Genomic DNA, 24,389 nt, shown 5'->3' on the forward strand with positions numbered 1-24,389 from the left:
TAGATGCCGCGCAGTCTCAAGAAGGGACCCTTCGTCGACGGACACCTCATCAAGAAGGTGGACGTACAGAACGAAGCCGGTACCAAGAACGTCATCAAGACCTGGTCCCGTCGCTCGATGATCATCCCGGCCATGCTCGGCCACACGATCGCGGTGCACAACGGCAAGACCCACATTCCGGTGTTTGTCACCGAGTCGATGGTCGGCCACAAGCTCGGCGAGTTCTCGCCGACGCGCACCTTCCGGGGTCACGTCAAGGACGACCGGAAGTCGAAGCGCCGCTAACGCGGGGTGGAATCGACCATGACAGACACTGGAAGGACAACCATGGAAGCCAGGGCCCAGGCGCGGTACATCCGCGTTACGCCCATGAAGGCCCGCCGCGTGGTGGACCTTATCCGTGGCATGGATGCCACGGAGGCTCAGGCGGTCCTGCGTTTCGCCCCGCAGGCCGCGAGCGTGCCGGTCGGCAAGGTGCTTGACAGCGCCATTGCCAACGCCGCGCACAACTACGACCACACCGACGCCTCTTCGCTGGTCATCAGCGAGGCGTACGTGGACGAGGGCCCGACCCTGAAGCGGTTCCGTCCGCGTGCTCAGGGCCGTGCCTACCGGATCCGTAAGCGGACCAGCCACATCACCGTGGTCGTCAGCAGCAAGGAAGGAACCCGGTAATGGGCCAGAAGGTTAACCCGCATGGGTTCCGGCTCGGCATCACCACGGACTTCAAGTCCCGGTGGTACGCCGACAAGCTGTACAAGGACTACGTCAAGGAAGACGTCGCCATCCGTCGGATGATGACGTCCGGCATGGAGCGCGCCGGCATCTCGAAGGTTGAGATCGAGCGCACCCGTGACCGCGTGCGGGTGGACATCCACACCGCGCGTCCGGGCATCGTCATCGGCCGCCGTGGCGCCGAGGCCGACCGCATCCGCGGTGACCTCGAGAAGCTCACGGGCAAGCAGGTCCAGCTGAACATCCTCGAGGTCAAGAGCCCCGAGACCGACGCTCAGCTGGTTGCCCAGGCCGTTGCCGAGCAGCTCTCCTCCCGCGTCTCCTTCCGTCGCGCCATGCGTAAGAGCATGCAGGGCACGATGAAGGCCGGCGCCAAGGGCATCAAGATCCAGTGCGGTGGCCGCCTCGGCGGCGCCGAGATGTCCCGCTCGGAGTTCTACCGCGAGGGCCGTGTGCCCCTGCACACGCTCCGCGCGAACGTGGACTACGGCTTCTTCGAGGCCAAGACGACCTTCGGCCGTATCGGTGTGAAGGTCTGGATCTACAAGGGCGACGTCAAGAACATCGCCGAGGTCCGCGCCGAGAACGCTGCGGCCCGTGCGGGTAACCGCCCGGCTCGTGGCGGTGGCCCGGGCGGCGACCGTCCGGCCCGCGGCGGTGGCCGTGGTGGCGAGCGTGGCGGCCGCGGCCGCAAGCCGCAGCAGCAGTCCGCGCCGGCTGCCGAGGCCCCCAAGGCCGACGCTCCCGCCGCCGCTGCCGCTCCGGCTGAGAGCACCGGAACGGAGGCCTGACCGAAATGCTGATCCCCCGTAGGGTCAAGCACCGCAAGCAGCACCACCCCAAGCGCCGTGGTCAGGCCAAGGGCGGTACGCAGGTTTCGTTCGGCGAGTACGGCATTCAGGCCCTCACGCCGGCGTACGTGACGAACCGCCAGATCGAGGCCGCACGTATCGCGATGACCCGCCACATCAAGCGTGGCGGCAAGGTCTGGATCAACATCTACCCGGACCGCCCGCTCACGAAGAAGCCTGCCGAGACCCGCATGGGTTCCGGTAAGGGTTCGCCCGAGTGGTGGATCGCGAACGTGCACCCGGGCCGGGTCATGTTCGAGCTGTCATACCCCAACGAGAAGATTGCGCGTGAGGCCCTCACTCGTGCGGCGCACAAGCTGCCGATGAAGTGCCGGATCGTCAAGCGCGAGGCAGGTGAAGCGTGATGTCGGCCGGTACCAAGGCGTCCGAGCTGCGCGAACTGGGTGACGAGGAGCTTCTTGCGAAGCTCCGCGAAGCCAAGGAAGAGCTGTTCAACCTCCGCTTCCAGGCGGCGACGGGTCAGCTCGAGAACCACGGTCGGCTCAAGGCCGTCCGCAAGGACATCGCGCGGATCTACACCCTGATGCGTGAGCGCGAGCTGGGCATCGAGACGGTGGAGAGCGCCTGATGAGCGAGAGCAACGTGACTGAAGAGACGAAGGCCGCTCGCGGCTTCCGCAAGACCCGCGAGGGTCTGGTCGTCAGCGACAAGATGGACAAGACCGTCGTCGTCGCCGTCGAGGACCGCGTCAAGCACGCGCTGTACGGCAAGGTCATCCGCCGTACGAACAAGCTCAAGGCGCACGACGAGCAGAACGCTGCCGGCGTCGGCGACCGCGTCCTCATCATGGAGACGCGTCCGCTGTCGGCGAGCAAGCGCTGGCGCATCGTCGAGATCCTCGAAAAGGCCAAGTAAATCTCCTGCGGGGCATTCCTCGCAGGACAGTTCCGCCAGGCTCCGAAGGGGCTCACCTCGTAACGAGGCAGCCCCTTCGGGGAACCGGCAGACGATCAGGAGATAGACGTGATCCAGCAGGAGTCGCGACTGCGCGTCGCCGACAACACTGGTGCGAAGGAAATCCTTTGCATCCGTGTGCTCGGTGGCTCCGGTCGCCGCTACGCGGGCATCGGTGACGTCATCGTCGCCACCGTCAAGGACGCGATCCCCGGCGGCAACGTGAAGAAGGGTGACGTCGTCAAGGCGGTCATCGTTCGCACCGTCAAGGAGCGCCGCCGTCCGGACGGCTCGTACATCCGCTTCGACGAGAACGCCGCCGTCATTCTGAAGAACGACGGCGACCCTCGCGGCACCCGCATCTTCGGCCCGGTCGGCCGAGAGCTGCGCGAGAAGAAGTTCATGAAGATCATCTCGCTCGCGCCGGAGGTGCTGTAAGCATGAAGATCAAGAAGGGCGACCTGGTTCAGGTCATCACCGGTAAGGACAAGGGCAAGCAGGGCAAGGTCATCGCGGCCTACCCCCGCGAGGACCGCGTTCTGGTCGAGGGTGTCAACCGGGTCAAGAAGCACACCAAGGCCGGTCCCACCGCTGGTGGTTCGCAGGCCGGTGGCATCGTCACGACCGAGGCCCCTGTTCACGTGAGCAACGTTCAGCTCGTCGTGGAGAAGGACGGCAACAAGGTCGTCACGCGTGTCGGTTACCGCTTCGACGACGAGGGCAACAAGGTTCGCGTTGCCAAGCGGACGGGTGAGGACATCTGATGGCTACCACCACCACTCCGCGTCTCAAGACGAAGTACCGCGAGGAGATCGCGGCGAAGCTGCAGGAAGAGTTCTCCTACGAGAACGTCATGCAGACGCCGGGCCTCGTGAAGATCGTGGTCAACATGGGTGTCGGCGACGCCGCCCGTGACTCGAAGCTCATGGACGGTGCCGTCCGTGACCTGACCACGATCACCGGTCAGAAGCCGGCCATCACCAAGGCCCGCAAGTCCATCGCGCAGTTCAAGCTGCGTGAGGGCCAGCCGATCGGTGCCCACGTCACGCTCCGTGGCGACCGCATGTGGGAGTTCCTGGACCGCACCCTGTCGCTCGCGCTGCCGCGCATCCGCGACTTCCGTGGTCTGTCCCCCAAGCAGTTCGACGGCCGTGGCAACTACACCTTCGGTCTCACGGAGCAGGTCATGTTCCACGAGATCGACCAGGACAAGATCGACCGCGTCCGGGGTATGGACATCACCGTGGTGACCACGGCGACCAACGACGCTGAGGGCCGCGCCCTTCTCCGTCACCTCGGCTTCCCCTTCAAGGAGGCGTAAGCGAGATGGCGAAGAAGGCTCTGATTGCCAAGGCTGCTCGTAAGCCCAAGTTCGGTGTGCGTGCGTACACCCGCTGCCAGCGCTGCGGCCGCCCGCACTCCGTGTACCGCAAGTTCGGCCTCTGCCGCGTGTGCCTTCGTGAGATGGCTCACCGTGGCGAGCTGCCGGGCGTGACCAAGAGCTCCTGGTAAATCCGGTAATTCCGGATTCCAGGGCTCTCGGTAAGCAATGGGCTCTGTCAGGTGCCCACCTCTCCATGGCTTAGGCTAGGAGGGTTGGGCGCCTGACGCCCGTACGACTTACTACGCCGTAGGTCCCCGCGCCGCACCCGTCCCGCCCCTGTGTGGGGAGAGGGATGGCGCATACAGGAAACCCCGGCGAGAGAGGCCGAAGGCCAATTCATGACCATGACTGATCCGATCGCGGACATGCTTACGCGTCTGCGTAACGCGAACTCGGCGTACCACGACACCGTGGGTATGCCGCACAGCAAGATCAAGTCGCACATCGCGGAGATCCTCCAGCAGGAGGGCTTCATCACGGGCTGGAAGGTCGAGGACGCCGAGGTCGGCAAGAACCTCGTCCTCGAGCTGAAGTTCGGCCCGAACCGTGAGCGCTCCATCGCGGGCATCAAGCGGATCTCCAAGCCCGGTCTCCGGGTTTACGCGAAGTCCACCTCCCTGCCCAAGGTGCTTGGCGGCCTCGGCGTGGCGATCATCTCCACGTCGCACGGTCTCCTCACCGACAAGCAGGCCGGCAAGAAGGGCGTAGGCGGAGAAGTTCTCGCCTACGTCTGGTAGCGGAAGGGAACGGAGGAAACAGCTATGTCGCGTATTGGCAAGCTCCCCATCACGGTTCCCGCCGGCGTGGACGTCACCATCGACGGCCGTACGGTTTTGGTCAAGGGCCCCAAGGGCTCGCTGACCCACACCGTCGCGGCGCCGATCGAGATCGCTAAGGGCGAGGACGGCATTCTCAATGTCACCCGCCCGAACGACGAGCGTCAGAACAAGGCCCTGCACGGCCTGTCCCGCACGCTGGTGGCGAACATGATCACCGGCGTGACCCAGGGTTACGTGAAGAAGCTCGAGATCAGCGGTGTTGGTTACCGCGTCCTGGCGAAGGGCTCCAACCTGGAGTTCTCGCTCGGCTACAGCCACTCGATCACTGTCGAGGCCCCCGAGGGCATCACCTTCAAGGTGGAGAACCCGACCCGTTTCTCGGTCGAGGGCATCGACAAGCAGAAGGTCGGTGAGGTTGCGGCCAACATCCGCAAGCTGCGCAAGCCCGACCCGTACAAGGCCAAGGGCGTCAAGTACGAAGGCGAAGTCATCCGCCGCAAGGTCGGAAAGGCGGGTAAGTAAGCCATGGCATACGGTGTCAAGATTGCTAAGGGCGACGCTTACAAGCGTGCTGCCATCAAGCGTCGTCACATCCGGATCCGTAAGCACGTCTCGGGTACGGCTGAGCGTCCGCGCCTGGTCGTGACGCGCTCCAACCGCCACATCGTGGCCCAGGTCATCGACGACATCAAGGGTCACACCCTGGCGTCGGCGTCGACCCTGGACACCACGATCCGCGGTGGCGAGGGCGACAAGTCCGCGCAGGCCAAGTCGGTCGGCGCCCTGGTCGCCGAGCGCGCCAAGGCCGCCGGTGTCGAGGCTGTCGTATTCGACCGTGGTGGCAACCAGTACGCCGGGCGCATTGCTGCCCTGGCGGACGCCGCCCGCGAAGCCGGACTCAAGTTCTGAGCCGCTTCCGTAGCTAGCGGAAACAGAGAGAGGTAATCCAATGGCTGGACCCCAGCGCCGTGGAAGCGGTGCCGGTGGCGGCGAGCGGCGGGACCGGAAGGGCCGTGACGGCGGCGCTGCTGCCGCCGAGAAGACCGCGTACGTTGAGCGCGTTGTCGCGATCAACCGCGTCGCCAAGGTTGTGAAGGGTGGTCGTCGCTTCAGCTTCACTGCGCTCGTCGTAGTGGGCGATGGCGATGGCACCGTCGGTGTCGGTTACGGCAAGGCCAAGGAGGTGCCGGCCGCCATCGCCAAGGGTGTTGAGGAGGCCAAGAAGCACTTCTTCAAGGTCCCCCGTATCCAGGGCACCATCCCGCACCCGATCACGGGCGAGAAGGCCGCGGGCGTCGTCCTGCTCAAGCCTGCTTCCCCCGGTACCGGCGTTATCGCCGGTGGCCCGGTGCGTGCAGTGCTCGAGTGCGCCGGCGTTCACGACATCCTGTCGAAGTCGCTCGGCTCGTCCAACGCGATCAACATCGTGCACGCGACCGTGGCGGCCCTCAAGGGCCTGCAGCGTCCCGAGGAGATCGCGGCTCGCCGTGGTCTGCCCCTCGAGGACGTCGCCCCCGCGGCTCTCCTTCGTGCACGTGCCGGGGCGGGTGCGTAATGGCTCGCCTCAAGGTCACGCAGACGAAGTCGTACATCGGCAGCAAGCAGAACCACCGTGACACCCTGCGCTCCCTTGGTCTCAAGGGCATCAACACGCAGGTCGTCAAGGAGGACCGCCCCGAGTTCCGCGGAATGGTGCACACCGTCCGCCACCTCGTGACGGTCGAGGAGGTCGACTGATCATGGGTGAGAACAACCCGCTCAAGATCCACAACCTCCGTCCCGCCCCGGGCGCCAAGACCGCCAAGACCCGTGTGGGTCGTGGTGAGGCGTCGAAGGGTAAGACGGCCGGTCGTGGTACCAAGGGTACGAAGGCCCGTTACCAGGTTCCGGAGCGCTTCGAGGGTGGCCAGATGCCCCTCCACATGCGTCTCCCGAAGCTCAAGGGCTTCAAGAACCCCTTCAAGGTCGAGTTCCAGGTCGTGAACCTGGACAAGCTCGCCTCGCTCTACCCCGAGGGTGGCGAAGTCACCGTCGAGGGTCTGGTGGCCAAGGGTGCCGTTCGCAAGAACAGCCTCGTCAAGGTCCTCGGCCAGGGCGAGATCACCGTGGCGCTGCAGGTGACGGTTGACGCCGTCTCCGGCTCCGCCAAGGAGAAGATCACCGCCGCCGGCGGTACGGTCACCGAGCTCGTCTGATCACTTCAGGCGTCTCGATGACATGAGCGATTCCCAGCCGGGGATGCCCCACAAAAGGGGCATCCCCGGTTGGTCGTTCCAAGGGGGGCAGTCCCGCCGGTAAGGTGGCCTGCACTGCCAACTTTCATCAGGCCGTTCGCCGGGCGGAAGTTGACCGCCATTCATTCGTCGAACCTCAAGACCGTCACCTCTGACGCACTTGCGCGGGGGTCGCAGGAGGCACCGTGCTCACCGCGTTCGCCCGGGCGTTCAGGACGCCCGACCTGCGCAAGAAGCTGCTCTTCACACTCGGCGTGATCGTGGTGTACCGCGTAGGTACCCACATCCCGATCCCTGGCGTCGACTACAAGAACGTCCAGACGTGCATTGACGCGGCCAAGGGCAACCAGGGCCTGTTCGGTCTCGTCAACATGTTCAGCGGCGGCGCACTGCTGCAGATCACGATCTTCGCGCTCGGCATCATGCCGTACATCACCGCGAGCATCATCCTGCAGCTGCTGACGGTGGTGATCCCGCGTCTGGAGGCCCTCAAGAAGGAGGGCCAGGCCGGCACGGCGAAAATCACGCAGTACACCCGTTATCTGACGGTGGCGCTGGCGATCCTGCAGGGCACCGGCCTGGTGGCCACCGCCCGCAGCGGCGCGCTCTTCGGCTCCTGCCCCGTCGCCAACCAGATCGTGCCGGACCAGTCGATCTTCACGACCATCACCATGGTCGTCACCATGACCGCCGGTACGGCCGTCGTGATGTGGCTCGGTGAGCTCATCACCGACCGCGGCATCGGCAACGGCATGTCGATCCTGATGTTCATCTCGATCGCCGCGACGTTCCCGTCCGCGCTCTGGGCCATCAAGAAGTCGGGCACCCTCGCCGGCGGCTGGATCGAGTTCGGCACGGTCATCGCCGTCGGTCTCGTCATGGTCGGCCTGGTGGTCTTCGTCGAGCAGGCTCAGCGCCGGGTCCCCGTCCAGTACGCGAAGCGCATGATCGGCCGCCGGTCCTACGGCGGTACGTCCACCTACATCCCATTGAAGGTGAATCAGGCGGGTGTGATTCCCGTCATCTTCGCGTCGTCGCTGCTCTACATTCCGGCGCTGGTCGCTCAGTTCTCCAAGGACACTTCCGGCTGGAAAACCTGGGTTGAGCAGAATCTGACCAAGGGCGATCACCCGATTTACATCAGCATGTACTTTTTGCTGATCGTGTTCTTCGCGTTCTTCTATGTGGCGATCTCCTTCAACCCTGAGGAAGTCGCCGACAACATGAAGAAGTATGGTGGCTTCATCCCGGGCATCCGGGCTGGCCGGCCGACCGCCGAGTACCTGAGTTACGTACTCAACCGGATCACCTGGCCGGGGTCGCTGTATCTGGGTCTGATCGCTCTCGTACCGACGATGGCGTTGGTTGGCTTCGGGGCAAGCCAGAACTTCCCGTTCGGTGGTACCAGCATCCTGATCATCGTGGGTGTGGGTCTCGAAACGGTGAAGCAGATCGAGAGCCAGCTTCAGCAGCGCAATTACGAAGGGTTCCTCCGCTGATGCGAATCGTCCTCGTCGGGCCGCCCGGTGCCGGCAAGGGAACGCAGGCCGCGTTCCTCGCCCAGAACCTGTCGATCCCGCACATCTCCACGGGCGACCTCTTCCGCGCCAACATCAGCCAGGGCACGGAGCTGGGCAAGCAGGCGAAGGCGTTCATGGACGCCGGCAACCTGGTGCCGGACGAGGTCACCATCGGGATGGCCAAGGACCGCATGGAGCAGCCGGACGCCGAGAACGGCTTCCTGCTCGACGGCTTCCCTCGCAACGTCTCGCAGGCCGAGGCGCTGGACGAGATGCTGAAGACCGAGAGCATGAAGCTGGACGCGGTCCTGGACCTCGAGGTCCCCGAGGACGAAGTCGTCAAGCGCATCGCGGGTCGCCGCATCTGCCGCAAGGACTCCAGCCACGTCTTCCACGTGCAGTACAAGCAGCCGAAGGCGGCGGGCGTCTGCGACGTCTGCGGCGGCGAGCTGTACCAGCGTGACGACGACTCCGAGGACACGGTGCGCAAGCGCCTGGAGGTCTACCACACGCAGACCGAGCCGATCATCGACTACTACAAGGCCCAGGGCCTGGTGGTCACGATCTCGGCCCTCGGCAAGGTGGACGAGGTCACGGGGCGTGCGATGGATGCGCTCAAGCGCGAGGACGACGGCAAGTAGTCGTCACACCAGCTTCGGCCGCGGTGCCCTTCAGGGGCGCCGCGGCCGTAGTGTTGTACAGGCGCGTGTCTGTCCGGGCACGAGCACGTGTAGGGACCGGTCGACAGGAACGTCGGCGCCGGTTGACGGAGAAGACGGAGAGCGCAGGCGCCCATGGTGCAGATCAAGAGCCCCGAGCAGATCGCCAAGATGCGTGAGGCGGGGCTGGTCGTCGCCGCCGTGCATGCGGCCACCCGTGAGGCGGCGGTTCCCGGCGCCACCACCAGGGATCTGGACGAGGTCGCCCGCAAGGTCCTCGCCGAGCACGGCGCCAAGCCGAACTTCCTCGGCTACGGCGGGTTCCCCGCCACCATCTGCACCTCGGTCAACGAGGTCGTCGTGCACGGCATCCCCGACGACAAGACCGTCCTGAAGGACGGTGACGTCATCTCCATCGACGCCGGCGCGATCATCGACGGCTGGCACGGCGACGCCGCGTTCACCGCGTTCGTCGGCACGGGTCACGCTCCGGAGCTGGTCGAGCTCTCCCGGGTGACCGAGGAGTCGATGTGGGCCGGCATCGCGGCCATGAAGCTGGGCAACCGCCTGGTCGACGTCTCCCGCGCCATCGAGACGTACATCCGCCGTCAGCCGAAGCCAGGCGGCGGCAAGTACGGAATCATCGAGGACTACGGCGGCCACGGCATCGGCACCGAGATGCACATGGACCCGCATCTGCTGAACTACGTCGAGCGCAAGCGCGGCAAGGGCCCCAAGCTGGTCCCCGGCTTCTGCCTGGCCATCGAGCCGATGGTGTCCCTGGGCACACCGAAGACCGAGGTCCTCGAAGACGACTGGACGGTCATCACGACCGACGGGACCTGGTCCTCGCACTGGGAGCACTCCGTCGCCCTCACGGAAGAGGGCCCGCTCGTCCTGACCGCCGTGGACGGCGGCAAGGCGAAGCTGGCGGAACACGGGATCACCGCGGCGCCGGATCCGCTGGCGTAGTCGTACGCTGCTCGGATCCGTCGCGCCCGGCCGGCGGCCCGTGCCAGGACCGCCGGTCGGAGGTCGGCGCAGCCGCTCGAAGCTTGTGAGGCGCCCTGGCGCCGAGCCCGCGAGGGCGGCATCCAGAATTGGGCCGGGACCTGGTCCTCGCACTGGGAGCACTCCGTCGCCCTCACGGAAGAGGGCCCTCTCGTCCTGACCGCCGTGGACGGCGGCAAGGCGAAGCTGGCGGAACACGGGATCACCGCGGCGCCGGATCCGCTGGCGTAGTGCTCAGGCTCGTTGATGTCCGGGTTGCTCTCTTCTCCCCAGTGCTCCCGGTTGCCTCGGTATGCCCGCATGATGATCTTGAATGCGGGGCATTCTTCCTCGATTCGTCTTTCCGGGGGCCCTGACGTAGACTGACTCGTCGGCTCTCGTGCACCCGCATGCCTGCATGCGCTCGTACGGAGTCGATCAAGGTAGTCGATTCGAAGGGCGAAGCGTGGCCAAGAAGCAAGGTGCCATCGAGATCGAGGGCACTGTCGTCGAGTCTCTTCCGAACGCCATGTTCAAGGTTGAGCTCCAGAACGGCCACCAGGTGCTGGCACACATCAGCGGCAAGATGCGTATGCACTACATCCGCATCCTCCCTGACGACCGGGTCGTGGTGGAGCTGTCTCCGTACGACCTGACGCGTGGCCGGATCGTCTACCGATACAAGTAGATCTTGCCTGTGCCCCGCTTCCGCGGGGTGGTGGCACTGACCCGGAGAACCTCACCCAATGAAGGTCAAGCCGAGCGTCAAGAAGATCTGCGACAAGTGCAGGGTGATCCGCCGTCACGGCCGGGTCATGGTCATCTGCGAAAACCCGCGCCACAAGCAGCGCCAGGGCTGACGCACGACCGCACCTTCTGCACCCGCAGAACTTCGCGCGACGCAGCAGTACATGTTCATACGCAGGACCCGGACGTGTTTCTCACGTCCGACACCCCCGGTCGGAGGCCGGGGACCCGGTTCGTACCTCATACGGCAACTGGGAACCGGTCCTGTGGAAGACCTCCGAACGACAACTGGAGCCATTGAATGGCACGCGTTTCCGGTGTTGACATCCCGCGTGAAAAGCGTGTGGAGGTCGCCCTGACCTACGTGTTCGGCATCGGCCGGACCCTCTCGCAGAAGACGCTGGCCGAGACCGGCGTCAACCCCGACACCCGCGTGCGCGACCTCTCCGAGGAGGAGCTGGTCCGCATCCGCGAGTACGTGGACGCCAACTTCAAGACCGAGGGTGACCTCCGTCGCGAGGTGCAGGCCGACATCCGCCGCAAGGTCGAGATCGGCTGCTACCAGGGTCTTCGCCACCGTCGTGGCCTGCCCGTTCACGGTCAGCGCACCAGCACGAACGCTCGTACCCGCAAGGGCCCGCGTCGCGCCATCGCCGGTAAGAAGAAGCCGGGCAAGAAGTAGTCCTCAGCGGACGCTTTACCAAGCGGTCTTCGCTGTAGGACCGACCACCTCCCTGTAGGAGAAACAGATGCCCCCCAAGGGTCGTCAGGGCGCTGCCAAGAAGGTGCGCCGCAAGGAAAAGAAGAACGTCGCTCACGGCCACGCGCACATCAAGAGCACGTTCAACAACACCATCGTCTCGATCACGGACCCCTCGGGCAACGTGATCTCCTGGGCCTCCGCCGGCCACGTCGGCTTCAAGGGCTCGCGCAAGTCCACCCCCTTCGCCGCGCAGATGGCCGCCGAGTCGGCCGCCCGCCGCGCGCAGGAGCACGGCATGCGCAAGGTTGACGTCTTCGTGAAGGGCCCGGGCTCCGGTCGCGAGACCGCGATCCGCTCCCTCCAGGCCACTGGCCTCGAGGTCGGCTCGATCCAGGACGTCACCCCCACCCCGCACAACGGCTGCCGTCCGCCCAAGCGCCGCCGCGTCTGACGCACGGTTGTCTTAGGTTTCGGGCGGTACGTCTCCTCGGGGGCGTGCCGCCCGTACCCTTGCAGTAGTAGCAACATCGGGCTCCGCCCGGTGAGCAGGACGTCAAATAGCGGGCGTCCCTGACTGAAGGATCGCAACATGCTGATTGCTCAGCGTCCCTCGTTGACCGAAGAGGTCGTCGACGAATTCCGCTCACGGTTCGTGATCGAGCCGCTGGAGCCGGGCTTCGGCTACACCCTCGGCAACTCCCTGCGTCGTACGCTCCTCTCCTCGATCCCGGGTGCGGCGGTCACGTCCATCCGCGTCGACGGCGTTCTGCACGAGTTCACCACCGTGCCGGGCGTCAAGGAGGACGTCACCGACCTGATCCTCAACATCAAGCAGCTGGTCGTCTCCTCGGAGCACGACGAGCCCGTCGTGATGTACCTGCGCAAGCAGGGCCCGGGTCTGGTCACCGCCGCCGACATCGCGCCCCCGGCCGGTGTCGAGGTGCACAACCCCGACCTCGTCCTCGCCACGCTCAACGGCAAGGGCAAGCTGGAGATGGAGCTGACCGTCGAGCGCGGTCGCGGCTACGTCTCCGCCGTTCAGAACAAGCAGGTCGGTCAGGAGATCGGGCGCATCCCGGTCGACTCGATCTACTCGCCGGTGCTGAAGGTCACGTACAAGGTCGAGGCGACCCGTGTCGAGCAGCGCACCGACTTCGACAAGCTGATCGTCGACGTCGAGACCAAGCAGGCCATGCGTCCCCGTGACGCCATGGCGTCGGCCGGTAAGACCCTGGTCGAGCTGTTCGGTCTGGCGCGCGAGCTCAACATCGACGCCGAGGGCATCGACATGGGCCCGTCCCCCACGGACGCCGCCCTTGCCGCTGATCTCGCCCTGCCGATCGAGGAGCTCGAGCTCACCGTTCGGTCGTACAACTGCCTCAAGCGTGAGGGCATCCACTCCGTGGGTGAGCTCGTCGCCCGCTCCGAGGCCGACCTCCTCGACATTCGCAACTTCGGTGCGAAGTCCATCGACGAGGTCAAGGCGAAGCTGGCCGGCATGGGCCTGGCCCTCAAGGACAGCCCGCCCGGATTCGACCCCACGGCCGCCGCGGACGCCTTCGGCGCCGACGACGACGTGGACGCCGGGTTCGTGGAGACCGAGCAGTACTGATCCGCACCACCTCCGGGGGTCTCGCGAAGACCCCCGGATCTTCGACGGGCATCCGCCCGCTCGGACACTGACCCCGGTACCTGATACGGCCGGGGCAGACACCTAGGAGAAACACCATGCCGAAGCCCGCCAAGGGTGCCCGTCTGGGCGGCAGCGCCGCGCACGAGAAGCTGCTCCTCGCGAACCTCGCGAAGTCGCTCTTCGAGCACGGCCGCATCACCACCACCGAGGCCAAGGCCCGCCGCCTGCGTCCCTACGCCGAGCGTCTGGTCACCAAGGCGAAGAAGGGTGACCTTCACAACCGCCGTCAGGTGCTTTCGGTGATCACGGACAAGAGCATCGTGCACACGCTCTTCACCGAGATCGGCCCGCGCTACGAGAACCGCCCGGGTGGCTACACCCGTATCACCAAGATCGGTAACCGCCGTGGCGACAACGCGCCCATGGCTGTCATCGAGCTGGTCGAGGCGCTGACCGTCGCGCAGCAGGCCACGGGTGAGGCCGAGGCCGCCACCAAGCGTGCCGCGAAGGACACCGAGGCTCCCAAGGCCGAGGTCGTCGAGGACGCTGCTCCGGCTGCTGCCGAGGGCGACGAGTCCAAGGACGCCTGAGCTTCGGCTCGCGTTTGAGCGGGTCCGCCCTTCGGGGCGGGCCCGCTTTCGCGTTTTGAGAGGATCAATGGGTGAGTGACGAGGTAGAGCCCGGGTTCGTACGGGTGCGGCTGGACCTGTCGTACGACGGGAGCGAGTTCTCCGGGTGGGCCAAGCAGGCCGGGGGGCGGCGGACCGTGCAGGGCGAGATCGAGGACGCCCTGCGGACGGTGACGCGGTCCGGGGAGACGACGCACGAGCTGACCGTGGCCGGCCGCACCGACGCGGGCGTGCACGCCCGCGGGCAGGTGGCGCATGTCGATCTGCCCGAGGAGCTCTGGGCAGAGCACCGAGAGAAGCTGCTGAAGCGGCTCGCCGGGCGGCTGTCCAAGGACGTACGGGTGTGGTCGGTGGAGGAAGCGCCGAGCGGATTCAACGCGCGCTTCTCCGCCGTCTGGCGGCGCTACGCATACCGCGTGACCGACATCCCGGGCGGCGTCGACCCGCTGCTGCGCGGCCACGTTCTGTGGCACGACTGGCCGCTCGACGTCGACGCCATGAACGAGGCGGCCGGGCGGCTCGTCGGGGAGCACGACTTCGCCGCGTACTGCAAGAAGCGCGAGGGCGCGACCACCATCCGTACCCTCCAGGAGCTGAGCCTCCTGCGGGGTGCGGACGGGATCATCACCGCGACCGTGCGGGCGGATGCCTTCTGCCACAACATGGTGCGCTCGCTCATCGGGGCGCTGCTGTTCGTGGGGGACGGGCACCGCCCCGCCGATTGGCCCGGGAAGGTGCTGGCCGCCGGTGTACGGGATTCGGCCGTGCATGTCGTACGGCCGCACGGGCTGACGCTGGAGGAAGTCGGTTACCCCGCCGATGAGTTGCTGGCCGCGCGCAACAAGGAGGCGCGGAACAAGCGGACGCTGCCCGGGGCCGGTTGTTGCTGAGGTCTCGCGAGAACCCGATGATCCAGAGGGGATGGAAATGACCCACGACTTGGGGGCGGACGCGGCGGTCACCGTGGTGATGCCGACGTACAACGAGGCGGCGAACCTGCCGAGGATGGTCGAGGCGGTGCTGCAACTGCCGCTCGACGGGCTGCACTTGAAGATCGTGGACGATTCCAGCCCGGACGGCACCGGGCGGATCGCCGACGAACTCGCCGAGAAGTACAACGCCGACGGGCGGCACCGCATGAGCGTGCTGCACCGCACCGAGAAGGACGGCCTGGGGCGGGCCTACACCGCCGGGATGAGCGCCGCGCTCGACGAGGGCGCGGCGTACGTGGTGCAGATGGACGCCGACGGCAGCCATCCCGTGCACGCGGTGCCGCAGATGCTGGGCACGGCCCTGGCCACCGGCGTCGGGCTGGTCGTCGGCAGCCGGTATGTCGAGGGCGGCGCGCTCGACGAGGACTGGGGCGTGCACCGGGTGCTGCTCTCGCGGTTCGCGAACCGGTACGCGCGCACGGTGCTCGGCACGAAGATCCGGGACATCACCGCCGGCTTCAACCTGTGGACGGCCACGGCCCTGCGGGATGTCGACCTGGCCACGCTGGACAGCGCGGGCTACAGCTTCCAGGTCGAGCTGAAGTACAAGGCCGTACGCGCCGGGCACAGCGCCGTCGAGATCCCGATCCGCTTCGAGGAGCGGACCGAGGGCGTCTCGAAGATGACGTTGCGCACCCAGCTGGAGTCGGCGGTCGTGCCGATCCGGTTGCGGATGAAGGGCAAGTAGCGAGAGGCGGGGGAGCGGCGGCCGGGCCGGGTACTACTGGGTGGCCGCCGCCGACGCCTGGGCCTCACCGCGGCGGCGGATCTGCCGGAACGTGAACTCGGCCAGGTCGTCGCCGGTCGTGAACACCTTGGTGTCCTTGTCCGTCACGTCCTTGCCGTTGGTGAACCCGGAGATCGTGAAGTAGGCGTAGCGGCCGTAGGAGTTCGTGGTCGTGCGGCAGATCGCCGTACGGCAGAAGGCGCGGACGCCCTGTCCGGGCAGGGAGGTCACGATGCTCTTCTTGTCCGCTTCCTTCTTGGCCTTCGTCGCCTGTTCCGCGGTGTCGAAGAGCGCGACGCCGACCGTCACCGCGATGCCGTCCTTGGCGTACGTGACACGCATCACGCGGGTGCAGTCGTTCCTGGTGACGACCGGCGGGAGCGTGCCCTGCACGGCGGTGGCGCACTTCGTCGTCGAGGCCGTCGCGCCCTTGCGGTAGACGCGGTCGCCCATCGTCAGCTGCGAACCCGGGAAGAGGATGTCCGGGCTGAGCGGTGCCGTGTCCTTCTTCGCGCTGGATATGAAGTCCATCGGGTCCAGCGGCGGAGGCGCCGTGGTCGGCTCGAAGGAGGGGTCCGCTCCCGTGCTGTCACTCGGGATGGCGGCGCTGGGGGGCAGGTCGGAGGTGGGTTTGCCCGAGGTCTGGCTGTCGCCGTTCGCGGACACGACGGCCACCGCGACGGCAGCACCGATCGCCAGCGTGGCGAAGGCGCCGCCGAAGATCAGCAGCAGTCTGCGCCGCTTGTTGCGCGACTCCGACGCCTCGGCGAGTGCCGCCCAGTCGGGCGTCCCGCCGCTCTGGTTGCCCCACTGCGGTTGCTGGGAACCCGGTTTCCAGGGATCCCACGGGGGCTCCCCCTGCCCATAGCTCATGGGCCGCATCTTAGACGGGGTGCGGGGGGTGCCGTTCCGCTCCGGAGGCCACTCCTGTCTCTCTCGTGCCCTCGTCGTACCCTTGGGGGGAACGGCAAAAGTGACATCTCCGGATGCTCCGGATGGAGCGGCCTCCGTGGATGCCCGAGAGGGTTCCGCCGGGGGGTCGTCCTCGCGCGTTTTGACCCGTCCGGGGCGGCGCGGGTAGTGTTGCACTTTGTTATGCGTATCGGCTTGGTCGTTCTCACGCGATAGGGCCGTACGTAGGTTCCCTGGAGCAGTTACCAGTGGGCGGCATACGGGCATCGTTCCCGGCACTGTCGTCCCCAGCTGCACGATCGCTTCAGTGATGCCATGTGTCAGGACCCATCCACTGAAGAAGCGAAGGCTACGAAGTGCGTACGTTTAGCCCTAAGCCCGGCGACATCACTCGCCAGTGGTATGTCATCGACGCCCAGGATGTCGTCCTGGGCCGTCTGGCGACCACTGCCGCGAACATCCTGCGGGGCAAGCACAAGCCGATTTACGCCCCCCACGTCGACGCCGGTGACTTCGTCATCATCATCAACGCCGACAAGGTGCACCTCTCCGGCAACAAGAAGACCCAGAAGCTGGCGTACCGCCACTCCGGCTTCCCGGGTGGTCTGCGCTCCGTCCGTTACGACGAGCTGCTGGCCAAGAACCCCGAGAAGGCCGTCGAGAAGGCCATCAAGGGCATGATCCCCAAGAACACCCTGGGCCGTCAGTGCCTCTCGAAGCTGAAGGTCTACTCGGGCGACCAGCACCCCCACGCTGCGCAGCAGCCGGTGCCGTTCGAGATCACCCAGGTCGCGCAGTAGTTCCGGCCACACCCCCAAAGACAGAAAAGAATCTGAGGAGCATCGTGGCCGAGACCACCGTTGAGCAGCCGGTCGAAGAGACCGAGACCGAGCTCGTCGACATCGAGAGCTACACCACCGAGTCCGAGGTGCCCGTCGAGGGCGAGTACACCTCGGAGTCGCTCGCCGGCCGCTTCGGCGACCCGCAGCCGGCCGCCGGCCTGGGCCGTCGCAAGAACGCCATCGCCCGCGTCCGGATCGTTCCGGGCACCGGCAAGTGGAAGATCAACGGTCGCACCCTTGAGGACTACTTCCCCAACAAGGTGCACCAGCAGGAAGTCAACGAGCCCTTCAAGGTGCTCGAGCTCGACGACCGTTACGACGTCATCGCCCGTATCTCGGGTGGCGGCGTCTCCGGTCAGGCCGGTGCGCTCCGTCTCGGTGTCGCCCGTGCGCTGAACGAGGCCGACGTCGACAACAACCGCGGCGCCCTCAAGAAGGCCGGCTTCCTCAAGCGCGACGACCGTGCGGTCGAGCGCAAGAAGGCCGGTCTCAAGAAGGCCCGTAAGGCCCCGCAGTACAGCAAGCGTTAATCACCGCCTGCTGCTTCTTGTACGACCGTTCGCCCCGGCGGCACGCTGTGTGCCGCCGGGGCGTTCGTTTATCACAGGCTTGGGCGTATAACGGCACAAGGCCCTCAAAGGTTTGTGTGATCGGATGAATTCCGAATTCTGAAGTACCTCGGGAGGACAAGTGGGACGACTCTTCGGCACGGACGGTGTGCGCGGTGTCGCCAACGCGGATCTGACGGCCGAGCTCGCGCTCGGACTCTCCGTGGCAGCGGCACACGTACTCGCCGAGGCGGGCTCGTTCGAGGGCCACCGGCCGGTGGCAGTGGTCGGGCGGGATCCGCGTGCGTCCGGGGAGTTCCTGGAGGCCGCCGTGGTCGCGGGCCTCGCCAGCGCGGGCGTGGACGTCCTGCGCGTCGGCGTGCTGCCCACCCCCGCGGTCGCGTACCTCACCGGCGCGCTCGGCGCCGACCTGGGTGTCATGCTCTCGGCCAGCCACAACGCCATGCCGGACAACGGCATCAAGTTCCTCGCGCGCGGCGGGCACAAGCTCGACGACGAGCTGGAGGAGCGGGTCGAGGCCGTCTACGACGAGCACCGCACCGGCGCCCCCTGGAGCCGTCCGACCGGAGCCGGAGTCGGCCGCGTCAAGTCGTATGCCGAGGGCTTCGACCAGTACGTCGCCCACCTCATCGCCGTCCTCCCCAACCGTCTCGACGGGCTGAAGATCGTCCTCGACGAGGCGCACGGCGCCGCCGCACGCGTGTCGCCCGAGGCGTTCTCGCGCGCCGGTGCCGAGATCATCACGATCGGCGCCGACCCGGACGGCCTCAACATCAACGACGGCTGCGGCTCCACCCACCTGGGCCTCCTCAAGGCCGCTGTGGTCGAGCACGGCGCCGACCTCGGTATCGCGCACGACGGCGACGCCGACCGCTGCCTCGCCGTGGACCACACGGGCGCCGAGATCGACGGCGACCAGATCATGGCCGTACTCGCGCTGGCGATGCGGGAGCGTTCCGTACTTCGCTCCAACACCGTTGTCGCGACGGTCATGTCGAACCTGGGCTTCAAGCTGGCCATGGAGCGCGAGGGCATCTCGCTGGTGCAGACGGCGGTCGGTGACCGCTATGTGCTGGAGGAGATGAAGGAGCACGGGTACGCGCTCGGCGGCGAGCAGTCCGGGCACGTGATCGTCCTCGACCACGCCACCACCGGCGACGGCACCCTCACCGGCCTGCTGCTGGCCGCCCGGGTCGCCCAGACCGGCCGTACGCTCAAGGACCTCGCCTCCGTCATGGAGCGGCTCCCGCAGGTGCTCATCAACGTCCCCGACGTGGACCGTTCCCGGGTGCGGACCTCCGCCGAGCTGGCCGCCGCGGTCGTCGACGCCGAGCGTGAACTCGGCTCCACCGGACGGGTGTTGCTGCGCCCCTCGGGCACCGAACCGCTCGTCCGCGTCATGGTCGAGGCCGCCGACATCGACCAGGCACGGTCGGTCGCCGGACGCCTCGCCGATGTCGTGAAGTCGGCGCTGGGCTAGGACCTGTCCGGCCCGTCAGCCGATCCCGCCGACGGGGATCCTGCGCTGCCTCGCCCAGAACCACTTCTGGGCGAGCAGCGTGAGAGTGCCCGCGACGACGATGCCGCCGAGGTTGGCCAGCAGCTGCCAGGTGGAGCCCCACGTCTGGGAGTAGTCCGTGTAGCTGAAGGCCACCGCGGCGTTCGCGGCCGCCGGGACCGTCGTCACCGAGATCGCGACGCCGATCAGGGCGCCCGACTTGGCGGAGGTCAGCGAGAGCGTCCCGGCGACGCCCGCGAGGAACGCCACCACGAACGACATCCAGTCGGGCTTCCAGATGAACGCCGTGTTGGGCCGGGCCGCCTCCACCATCGACCTCTCGAACAGGCCGAAGGCGTCCAGCAGCCAACTGAAGCCCACTGTCAGCAACATCGCCGCCGCGAACCCGGCGAGCAGCGCCCACAGCGAGCGCAACACCAGATGCGGGGAGCGCTGGACCAGGGCCGTGGAGATCCCGGCCAGCGGGCCGAACTCCGGGCCCACCGCCATCGCGCCCACGATCAGGATCGCGTTGTCGAGCATCACACCGCAGGCCGCGAGCATCGTGGCGACGGTGAGGAACGCGAGATAGGTGACGTTGAGCGTCGACTCCTCGTGCGTCGCGTCCCGCAACTGCTCCCACAAGACCGCGTCCGCGCCCTCGCCGGGCGCCTCCTCCTCGGCTTTGTCGGCGCGCCTGGACAGCGACAGGTCGATGTTCTCGACGGCGATCGAGCCTGTCTTGTCGATCTCCAACTTCCGCAGGCCGACCAGGAGTTCGTCGCCCGACTCGCGCGCGACATCGCACATCACCACGTCCCCGACGGGGTTGCGGGCGGCGCCCGGCAGCACGACGAGGTGCGTGGTGCCGACCGTCTTCTCGATCAGGCGGACCACGTCGTCGGTCCGGTCTGCGGGCGTGATGAGGCGCAGATGCAGCATGACGCCTTTTTAACAGGTCGTCCTTCAGGGCGTCCCTCAGGCCGTCCTACAGCTTGCGCAGGCTCAGTCGTTGCACCTTGTGGTCCGGTCCCTTGCGGATGACGAGGCCCGCACGGCCACGGGTCGGGGCCACGTTCTCCAGGAGGTTGACCTTGTTGATGGTCCGCCAGGTGGTGCGCGCGTAGTCGAGCGCCTCCTCCTCGGAGACCTGGGTGTACCTGCGGAAGTACGACGACGGATTCTGGAACGCCGTCTGGCGCAGCTTGCGGAAACGGTTCAGGTACCAGCGCTCGATGTCCTCGGCGCGGGCGTCGACGTACACGCTGAAGTCGAAGTAGTCGGCGAGGCCCACGCGGGTGCGGCCGTCCTGGCCGGGCAGGGCGGGCTGCAGGACGTTCAGGCCCTCGACGATGAGGATGTCGGGGCGGCGGACCGTGAGCTTTCGGCTGGGGTCGATGTCGTAGATCAGGTGCGAGTAGACCGGGGCGGTGACCTCGTTCTTGCCCGCCTTGATGTCCGCGACGAAACGCGTGAGGGCCCGGCGGTCGTAGGACTCCGGGAAGCCCTTCCTCGACATCAGGCCGCGCGCCTCCAACTCCCGGGTGGGCAGGAGGAAGCCGTCGGTGGTGACCCGCTCGACGCGGGGGTGCTCGGGCCAGCGGGAGAGAAGCGCCTGGAGGAGACGGGCGACGGTGGACTTGCCGACCGCGACCGAGCCCGCGACCCCTATGACGAAGGGGGTGCCCGACTGGGAGCCCTTCTCGCCGAGGAAGGTGTTGAGGGCGCCGCGCAGGCCGTCCGTGGCGCCGACGTAGAGATTCAGCAGGCGGGAGAGCGGGAGGTAGATGTCCCGCACTTCGTCGAGGTCGATGACATCGCCCAGGCCGCGCAGCTTCTCCACCTCCTCGGCGGTCAGCGGGAGCGGCGTCTTGTCGCGCAGCGCGCTCCACTCGGCACGGGTGAGGTCGACGTAAGGAGTCGCCTCCGGCTTGGGCCGGTGGGCGCTCCGCTGCGACGGGGAGACCGGAGAGATCACAGTCCATTGTTACGGGAGTATGGACAGGATGGGGGGTGGGGTCCGTCACGCGGGGGACGGCGCGGCTTCGAAGGGGACGGCGCGCGCGCTTCGTACGGGCTTCGTACGGGCGCGGGAATTTCCGATATCGGGCAGGAAGAGCCGTGTTGGGGCGGGCGTCGGCCCGTAGGCTGCGGCCCATGTGCGGAATCGTGGGATACGTGGGGTCGCAGTCGGCGCTTGACGTGGTGATGGCCGGACTGAAGCGACTGGAGTACCGGGGGTACGACTCGGCGGGCGTCGCCGTGCTCGCGGACGGCGGGCTCGCCTCGGCGAAGAAGGCCGGGAAGCTGGTCAACCTGGAGAAGGAGCTGGTGGACCGGCCGCTGCCGGCCGGGTCGACGGGCATCGGGCACACCAGGTGGGCGACCCACGGCGGGCCCACGGACGCCAACGCGCACCCGCATCTGGACAACGCGGGCCGAGTCTCCGTGGTGCACAACGGGATCATCGAGAACTTCGCCGTGCTGCGGGCCGAGCTGGCGGAGCGCGGGCACGCGCTCGCCTCCGAGACGGACACCGAGGTGGTGGCGCACCTGCTCGCGGAGGAGTTCTCGGCCTGCGCGGACCTCGCGGAGGCGATGCGGCTGGTGTGCCGGCGGCTGGAGGGCGCCTTCACGCTGGTCGCGGTGCACGCGGACGAGCCGGGCGTGGTGGTCGGGGCGCGGCGGAACTCGCCTCTGGTGGTGGGCGTCGGAGAGGGCGAGGCCTTCCTCGCCTCGGACGTCGCCGCATTCATCGCCCACACACGGTCGGCGATCGAGCTGGGGCAGGACCAGGTGGTGGAGCTGCGCCGGGACGGGGTGACGGTCACCGGGTTCGACGGCGCCCCCGGGGACGTGCGCTCGTACCACGTCGACTGGGACGCGTCGGCGGCGGAAAAGGGGGGCTATGACTACTTCATGCTCAAGGAGATCGCCGAGCAGCCCAAGGCTGTCGCCGATACGCTCCTGGGCCGGATCGACGCCGCGGGCTCGCTGACACTCGACGAGGTGCGGATCTCCACCTCGGAGCTCCGCGAGATCGACAAGGTCGTGATCGTCGCGTGCGGTACGGCGTTCCACGCCGGGTTGATCGCCAAGTACGCCATCGAGCACTGGACGCGGATCCCGTGCGAGGTGGAGCTGGCCAGTGAGTTCCGCTACCGGGATCCGATTCTCGACTCGCGCTCGCTGGTGATCGCCATCTCCCAGTCCGGCGAGACCATGGACACGCTGATGGCGCTGCGGCACGCCCGTGAGCAGGGCTCCAAGGTGCTGGCGATCTGCAACACGAACGGCTCGACGATCCCGCGCGAGTCCGACGCGGTGCTGTACACGCACGCGGGCCCGGAGGTCGCGGTCGCGTCGACCAAGGCGTTTCTGACGCAGCTGGTGGCCTGCTATCTGGTGGCGCTGTACCTGGGGCAGGTGCGCGGCACCAAGTGGGGTGACGAGATCCAGGCCGTGATCCGGGACCTGGCGAAGATCTCCGGTGAGGTCGACCAGGTCCTCGCCACCATGGAGCCGGTACGGGAGCTGGCGCGTTCGCTCGCCGACAAGAACACGGTGCTCTTCCTGGGGCGCCATGTGGGGTATCCGGTGGCGCTGGAGGGTGCGCTCAAGCTGAAGGAACTCGCGTACATGCACGCGGAGGGCTTCGCGGCGGGCGAGCTGAAGCACGGGCCGATCGCGCTGATCGAGGAGGACATGCCGGTGGTGGTGGTCGTGCCGTCGCCCCGCGGGCGGTCCGTGCTCCACGACAAGATCGTGTCCAACATCCAGGAGATCCGGGCGAGGGGTGCGCGAACCATCGTGATCGCGGAGGACGGGGACGAGGCGGTCGTGCCGTACGCCGACCACCTGATCCGTATCCCGGTCACCCCGACCCTGCTCCAGCCGATGGTCGCGACGGTTCCCCTCCAGGTGTTCGCATGCGAGCTGGCCACGGCTCGCGGGAACGAGGTGGATCAGCCTCGGAACCTGGCGAAGTCGGTGACGGTGGAGTAGTCCCGCACACCGTCGATCACGTCGTCGATCACGAGGTCACGCGTGGTACGGATCTGCCAATCCTTCTGCCTTCATGATCCGACTCACAGGCCCGGCACGGGTCCGCGGTACTCGTGCGTCTGTACGATGCGAGATCTCAACAGGCCTGGCCGGGGGGATGGTTCGGCGGGGCCTTTCGACTTCACTGTGGGGGATTTCATGCGTGTACGCGCCGCTGTCGTCGCTCTTTCCAGCGCTGCTGTTCTTTCCGCGCTCGCTCTTCCGGCCACCGCCCAGGCGGCGGAGCATGCGGACGGGACGGCGAAGCTCGGATCCTTCGCCTCCAAGGCCGTTCAGCCGAGGGACTCGCTGGGCGCCACCAAGTTCACGAACGCGGTCATCAACGCCGGCAAGGACGTCGTCCTCGGTGTGAGCGCCAAGAAGTCCGTCACCGTGACGTACACCGCCTCCAACGACAGCGGCATCGCCCTCACCGAGGCATTCCTGTGGCAGGGCACCGACAGCTCGAACGTGGACGACATCACCGGCTCCCTGGGGACGGACGACGACCCCGTCTGCACGGAGTCGACGACCCAACTCGGCGTCTACAGCTGCAAGGCCGTCTTCAACATCGACCCCGCCAGTGACTTCAAGGACGGCAACGGCGTTGCCGGGACCTGGAAACTGTTCCTCGGCGCCTACGACCTCTACGCCAACGCCAGCTACAACGACGACGTCGCCACCACCAAGCTCAAGCGCGCCGCCACGCTGAGCGTCAACGCCTCCCCGGAGCCGGTGAAGAAGGGCAAAACCGTCACGGTCACCGGGAAGCTGAGCCGCGCCAACTGGGCCACGAGCAAGTACGCGGGCTACGCGACCCAGCCGGCGCAGCTGCAGTTCCGCAAGAAGGGCAGCGACACCTACACCACCCTCAAGACGGTCACCTCCAGCAGCACCGGCACCCTGAACACCACCACCACGGCCAACGTCGACGGCTACTACCGCTTCAGCTTCGCCGGCACGACCACCACGGGCTCTGTGAAGGCGACCGGTGACTTTGTCGACGTCCAGTAGGTAGGGGTTCGA

Annotated in this window: 35 protein-coding genes and 1 pseudogene; 33 read left to right on the plus strand and 3 right to left on the minus strand. The window is 67.0% G+C overall.

Going from position 1 to position 24,389, the window contains the following annotated elements:
- The first annotated feature begins 3 nt into the window (after positions 1–3).
- The 28 genes and pseudogenes from rpsS to ABZS97_RS00185 all read left to right on the plus strand — a co-directional run bounded on the left by rpsS (position 4) and on the right by ABZS97_RS00185 (position 15,459).
- On the plus strand, positions 4–285 hold the full coding sequence (rpsS, locus tag ABZS97_RS00050; RefSeq protein ID WP_013001415.1) for a 30S ribosomal protein S19: 282 nt from the start codon (positions 4–6) through the stop codon (positions 283–285).
- Between the two features lie 42 nt (positions 286–327).
- Positions 328–675: a 50S ribosomal protein L22 gene (gene rplV / locus ABZS97_RS00055; protein WP_004571827.1), complete on the plus strand. Its 348-nt coding sequence runs from the start codon at positions 328–330 to the stop codon at positions 673–675.
- The gene (rpsC, locus tag ABZS97_RS00060; RefSeq protein WP_055614925.1) at positions 675–1,526 is read left to right on the plus strand and encodes a 30S ribosomal protein S3; all 852 of its coding nucleotides are present in this window, start codon (positions 675–677) and stop codon (positions 1,524–1,526) included. Before rplV ends, rpsC begins: the two co-directional genes overlap by 1 nt.
- A gap of 5 nt (positions 1,527–1,531) precedes the next feature.
- Positions 1,532–1,951, plus strand: a complete 420-nt coding sequence (gene rplP / locus ABZS97_RS00065) for a 50S ribosomal protein L16 (RefSeq protein WP_010986348.1) — start codon at positions 1,532–1,534, stop codon at positions 1,949–1,951.
- Complete coding sequence (gene rpmC, locus ABZS97_RS00070; protein ID WP_003998824.1) at positions 1,951–2,175, plus strand: 50S ribosomal protein L29; 225 nt, start codon at positions 1,951–1,953, stop codon at positions 2,173–2,175. Before rplP ends, rpmC begins: the two co-directional genes overlap by 1 nt.
- Positions 2,175–2,462, plus strand: a complete 288-nt coding sequence (rpsQ, locus tag ABZS97_RS00075) for a 30S ribosomal protein S17 (protein ID WP_356131397.1) — start codon at positions 2,175–2,177, stop codon at positions 2,460–2,462. The genes rpmC and rpsQ overlap by 1 nt, the downstream gene beginning before the upstream one ends.
- A gap of 108 nt (positions 2,463–2,570) precedes the next feature.
- Positions 2,571–2,939, plus strand: a complete 369-nt coding sequence (gene rplN, locus ABZS97_RS00080; RefSeq protein WP_003998823.1) for a 50S ribosomal protein L14 — start codon at positions 2,571–2,573, stop codon at positions 2,937–2,939.
- Between the two features lie 2 nt (positions 2,940–2,941).
- Positions 2,942–3,265: a 50S ribosomal protein L24 gene (gene rplX, locus ABZS97_RS00085; protein WP_356131400.1), complete on the plus strand. Its 324-nt coding sequence runs from the start codon at positions 2,942–2,944 to the stop codon at positions 3,263–3,265.
- Positions 3,265–3,822: a 50S ribosomal protein L5 gene (rplE, locus tag ABZS97_RS00090; RefSeq protein WP_148010026.1), complete on the plus strand. Its 558-nt coding sequence runs from the start codon at positions 3,265–3,267 to the stop codon at positions 3,820–3,822. Before rplX ends, rplE begins: the two co-directional genes overlap by 1 nt.
- 5 nt (positions 3,823–3,827) lie before the next feature.
- Positions 3,828–4,013 (plus strand): type Z 30S ribosomal protein S14, encoded by a 186-nt coding sequence (locus ABZS97_RS00095; protein ID WP_003956452.1) that lies wholly within the window; start codon positions 3,828–3,830, stop codon positions 4,011–4,013.
- Between the two features lie 210 nt (positions 4,014–4,223).
- Complete coding sequence (rpsH, locus tag ABZS97_RS00100; protein ID WP_190037509.1) at positions 4,224–4,622, plus strand: 30S ribosomal protein S8; 399 nt, start codon at positions 4,224–4,226, stop codon at positions 4,620–4,622.
- A gap of 24 nt (positions 4,623–4,646) precedes the next feature.
- A complete protein-coding gene (gene rplF, locus ABZS97_RS00105; RefSeq protein ID WP_356131405.1) occupies positions 4,647–5,186 on the plus strand; it encodes a 50S ribosomal protein L6 in 540 nt (179 codons plus the stop codon).
- A 3-nt stretch (positions 5,187–5,189) separates the two neighbouring features.
- Positions 5,190–5,573, plus strand: a complete 384-nt coding sequence (gene rplR, locus ABZS97_RS00110; protein ID WP_356131408.1) for a 50S ribosomal protein L18 — start codon at positions 5,190–5,192, stop codon at positions 5,571–5,573.
- A gap of 40 nt (positions 5,574–5,613) precedes the next feature.
- Entirely contained in the window at positions 5,614–6,219 is a 606-nt protein-coding gene (gene rpsE, locus ABZS97_RS00115; RefSeq protein WP_006376045.1) for a 30S ribosomal protein S5, read from the plus strand.
- The gene (gene rpmD, locus ABZS97_RS00120; RefSeq protein WP_055553514.1) at positions 6,219–6,401 is read left to right on the plus strand and encodes a 50S ribosomal protein L30; all 183 of its coding nucleotides are present in this window, start codon (positions 6,219–6,221) and stop codon (positions 6,399–6,401) included. The genes rpsE and rpmD overlap by 1 nt, the downstream gene beginning before the upstream one ends.
- A 2-nt stretch (positions 6,402–6,403) precedes the next feature.
- The gene (gene rplO, locus ABZS97_RS00125; protein WP_356131411.1) at positions 6,404–6,859 is read left to right on the plus strand and encodes a 50S ribosomal protein L15; all 456 of its coding nucleotides are present in this window, start codon (positions 6,404–6,406) and stop codon (positions 6,857–6,859) included.
- Positions 6,860–7,083: 224 nt separating this feature from the next.
- Complete coding sequence (gene secY / locus ABZS97_RS00130) at positions 7,084–8,397, plus strand: preprotein translocase subunit SecY (protein WP_356131414.1); 1,314 nt, start codon at positions 7,084–7,086, stop codon at positions 8,395–8,397.
- Complete coding sequence (locus ABZS97_RS00135) at positions 8,397–9,059, plus strand: adenylate kinase (RefSeq protein ID WP_356131417.1); 663 nt, start codon at positions 8,397–8,399, stop codon at positions 9,057–9,059. The genes secY and ABZS97_RS00135 overlap by 1 nt, the downstream gene beginning before the upstream one ends.
- Positions 9,060–9,212: 153 nt before the next feature.
- A complete protein-coding gene (gene map / locus ABZS97_RS00140; protein WP_356131420.1) occupies positions 9,213–10,049 on the plus strand; it encodes a type I methionyl aminopeptidase in 837 nt (278 codons plus the stop codon).
- A 135-nt stretch (positions 10,050–10,184) separates the two neighbouring features.
- Positions 10,185–10,319, plus strand: a pseudogene (locus ABZS97_RS00145) (type I methionyl aminopeptidase); the annotation flags it as partial.
- 214 nt (positions 10,320–10,533) lie between these two features.
- Positions 10,534–10,755, plus strand: a complete 222-nt coding sequence (gene infA, locus ABZS97_RS00150) for a translation initiation factor IF-1 (RefSeq protein WP_003948620.1) — start codon at positions 10,534–10,536, stop codon at positions 10,753–10,755.
- Between the two features lie 58 nt (positions 10,756–10,813).
- Positions 10,814–10,927 (plus strand): 50S ribosomal protein L36, encoded by a 114-nt coding sequence (gene rpmJ / locus ABZS97_RS00155; protein WP_003998809.1) that lies wholly within the window; start codon positions 10,814–10,816, stop codon positions 10,925–10,927.
- A 188-nt stretch (positions 10,928–11,115) separates the two neighbouring features.
- The gene (gene rpsM, locus ABZS97_RS00160) at positions 11,116–11,496 is read left to right on the plus strand and encodes a 30S ribosomal protein S13 (RefSeq protein ID WP_266455950.1); all 381 of its coding nucleotides are present in this window, start codon (positions 11,116–11,118) and stop codon (positions 11,494–11,496) included.
- A 67-nt stretch (positions 11,497–11,563) separates the two neighbouring features.
- A complete protein-coding gene (gene rpsK / locus ABZS97_RS00165; RefSeq protein WP_003956432.1) occupies positions 11,564–11,968 on the plus strand; it encodes a 30S ribosomal protein S11 in 405 nt (134 codons plus the stop codon).
- A gap of 138 nt (positions 11,969–12,106) precedes the next feature.
- On the plus strand, positions 12,107–13,129 hold the full coding sequence (locus ABZS97_RS00170; protein WP_046583607.1) for a DNA-directed RNA polymerase subunit alpha: 1,023 nt from the start codon (positions 12,107–12,109) through the stop codon (positions 13,127–13,129).
- A 116-nt stretch (positions 13,130–13,245) separates the two neighbouring features.
- Positions 13,246–13,740: a 50S ribosomal protein L17 gene (rplQ, locus tag ABZS97_RS00175; RefSeq protein WP_356131426.1), complete on the plus strand. Its 495-nt coding sequence runs from the start codon at positions 13,246–13,248 to the stop codon at positions 13,738–13,740.
- Positions 13,741–13,811: 71 nt separating this feature from the next.
- Positions 13,812–14,669, plus strand: a complete 858-nt coding sequence (truA, locus tag ABZS97_RS00180; RefSeq protein ID WP_356131429.1) for a tRNA pseudouridine(38-40) synthase TruA — start codon at positions 13,812–13,814, stop codon at positions 14,667–14,669.
- Positions 14,670–14,706: 37 nt separating this feature from the next.
- The gene (locus ABZS97_RS00185; RefSeq protein WP_356131432.1) at positions 14,707–15,459 is read left to right on the plus strand and encodes a polyprenol monophosphomannose synthase; all 753 of its coding nucleotides are present in this window, start codon (positions 14,707–14,709) and stop codon (positions 15,457–15,459) included.
- A 33-nt stretch (positions 15,460–15,492) separates the two neighbouring features.
- Here the strand turns inward: ABZS97_RS00185 and ABZS97_RS00190 are convergent, their stop codons facing one another.
- Positions 15,493–16,371 carry a hypothetical protein gene (locus ABZS97_RS00190; RefSeq protein ID WP_356131435.1) on the minus strand — a complete coding sequence of 293 codons (879 nt, stop codon included), beginning with the start codon at positions 16,369–16,371 and terminating at the stop codon, positions 15,493–15,495.
- Between the two features lie 395 nt (positions 16,372–16,766).
- On the opposite strand from ABZS97_RS00190, the gene rplM reads away from it, so the two are divergent.
- The 3 genes from rplM (at position 16,767) to glmM (ending at position 19,301) form a co-directional block, all read left to right on the plus strand.
- Positions 16,767–17,210 (plus strand): 50S ribosomal protein L13, encoded by a 444-nt coding sequence (gene rplM / locus ABZS97_RS00195; protein ID WP_356131438.1) that lies wholly within the window; start codon positions 16,767–16,769, stop codon positions 17,208–17,210.
- 44 nt (positions 17,211–17,254) lie between these two features.
- The gene (gene rpsI / locus ABZS97_RS00200; protein WP_356131441.1) at positions 17,255–17,782 is read left to right on the plus strand and encodes a 30S ribosomal protein S9; all 528 of its coding nucleotides are present in this window, start codon (positions 17,255–17,257) and stop codon (positions 17,780–17,782) included.
- Between the two features lie 160 nt (positions 17,783–17,942).
- Positions 17,943–19,301, plus strand: a complete 1,359-nt coding sequence (glmM, locus tag ABZS97_RS00205) for a phosphoglucosamine mutase (RefSeq protein ID WP_356131444.1) — start codon at positions 17,943–17,945, stop codon at positions 19,299–19,301.
- Between the two features lie 15 nt (positions 19,302–19,316).
- Here glmM and ABZS97_RS00210 read toward each other — a convergent pair whose 3' ends face one another.
- Together ABZS97_RS00210 and coaA are read right to left on the minus strand one after the other, a co-directional pair.
- Positions 19,317–20,261, minus strand: a complete 945-nt coding sequence (locus ABZS97_RS00210) for a DUF389 domain-containing protein (protein WP_356131447.1) — start codon at positions 20,259–20,261, stop codon at positions 19,317–19,319.
- 46 nt (positions 20,262–20,307) lie between these two features.
- Complete coding sequence (gene coaA / locus ABZS97_RS00215) at positions 20,308–21,297, minus strand: type I pantothenate kinase (RefSeq protein WP_356131450.1); 990 nt, start codon at positions 21,295–21,297, stop codon at positions 20,308–20,310.
- A 179-nt stretch (positions 21,298–21,476) separates the two neighbouring features.
- On the opposite strand from coaA, the gene glmS reads away from it, so the two are divergent.
- The gene (gene glmS / locus ABZS97_RS00220; protein WP_356131453.1) at positions 21,477–23,324 is read left to right on the plus strand and encodes a glutamine--fructose-6-phosphate transaminase (isomerizing); all 1,848 of its coding nucleotides are present in this window, start codon (positions 21,477–21,479) and stop codon (positions 23,322–23,324) included.
- Between the two features lie 198 nt (positions 23,325–23,522).
- Entirely contained in the window at positions 23,523–24,377 is an 855-nt protein-coding gene (locus ABZS97_RS00225) for a hypothetical protein (protein ID WP_356131457.1), read from the plus strand.
- Positions 24,378–24,389: the final 12 nt, after the last annotated feature.

It is taken from the genome of Streptomyces sp. NPDC005485 (assembly GCF_040606085.1).
In the GTDB taxonomy this organism is placed as follows: Bacteria; Actinomycetota; Actinomycetes; order Streptomycetales; family Streptomycetaceae; genus Streptomyces.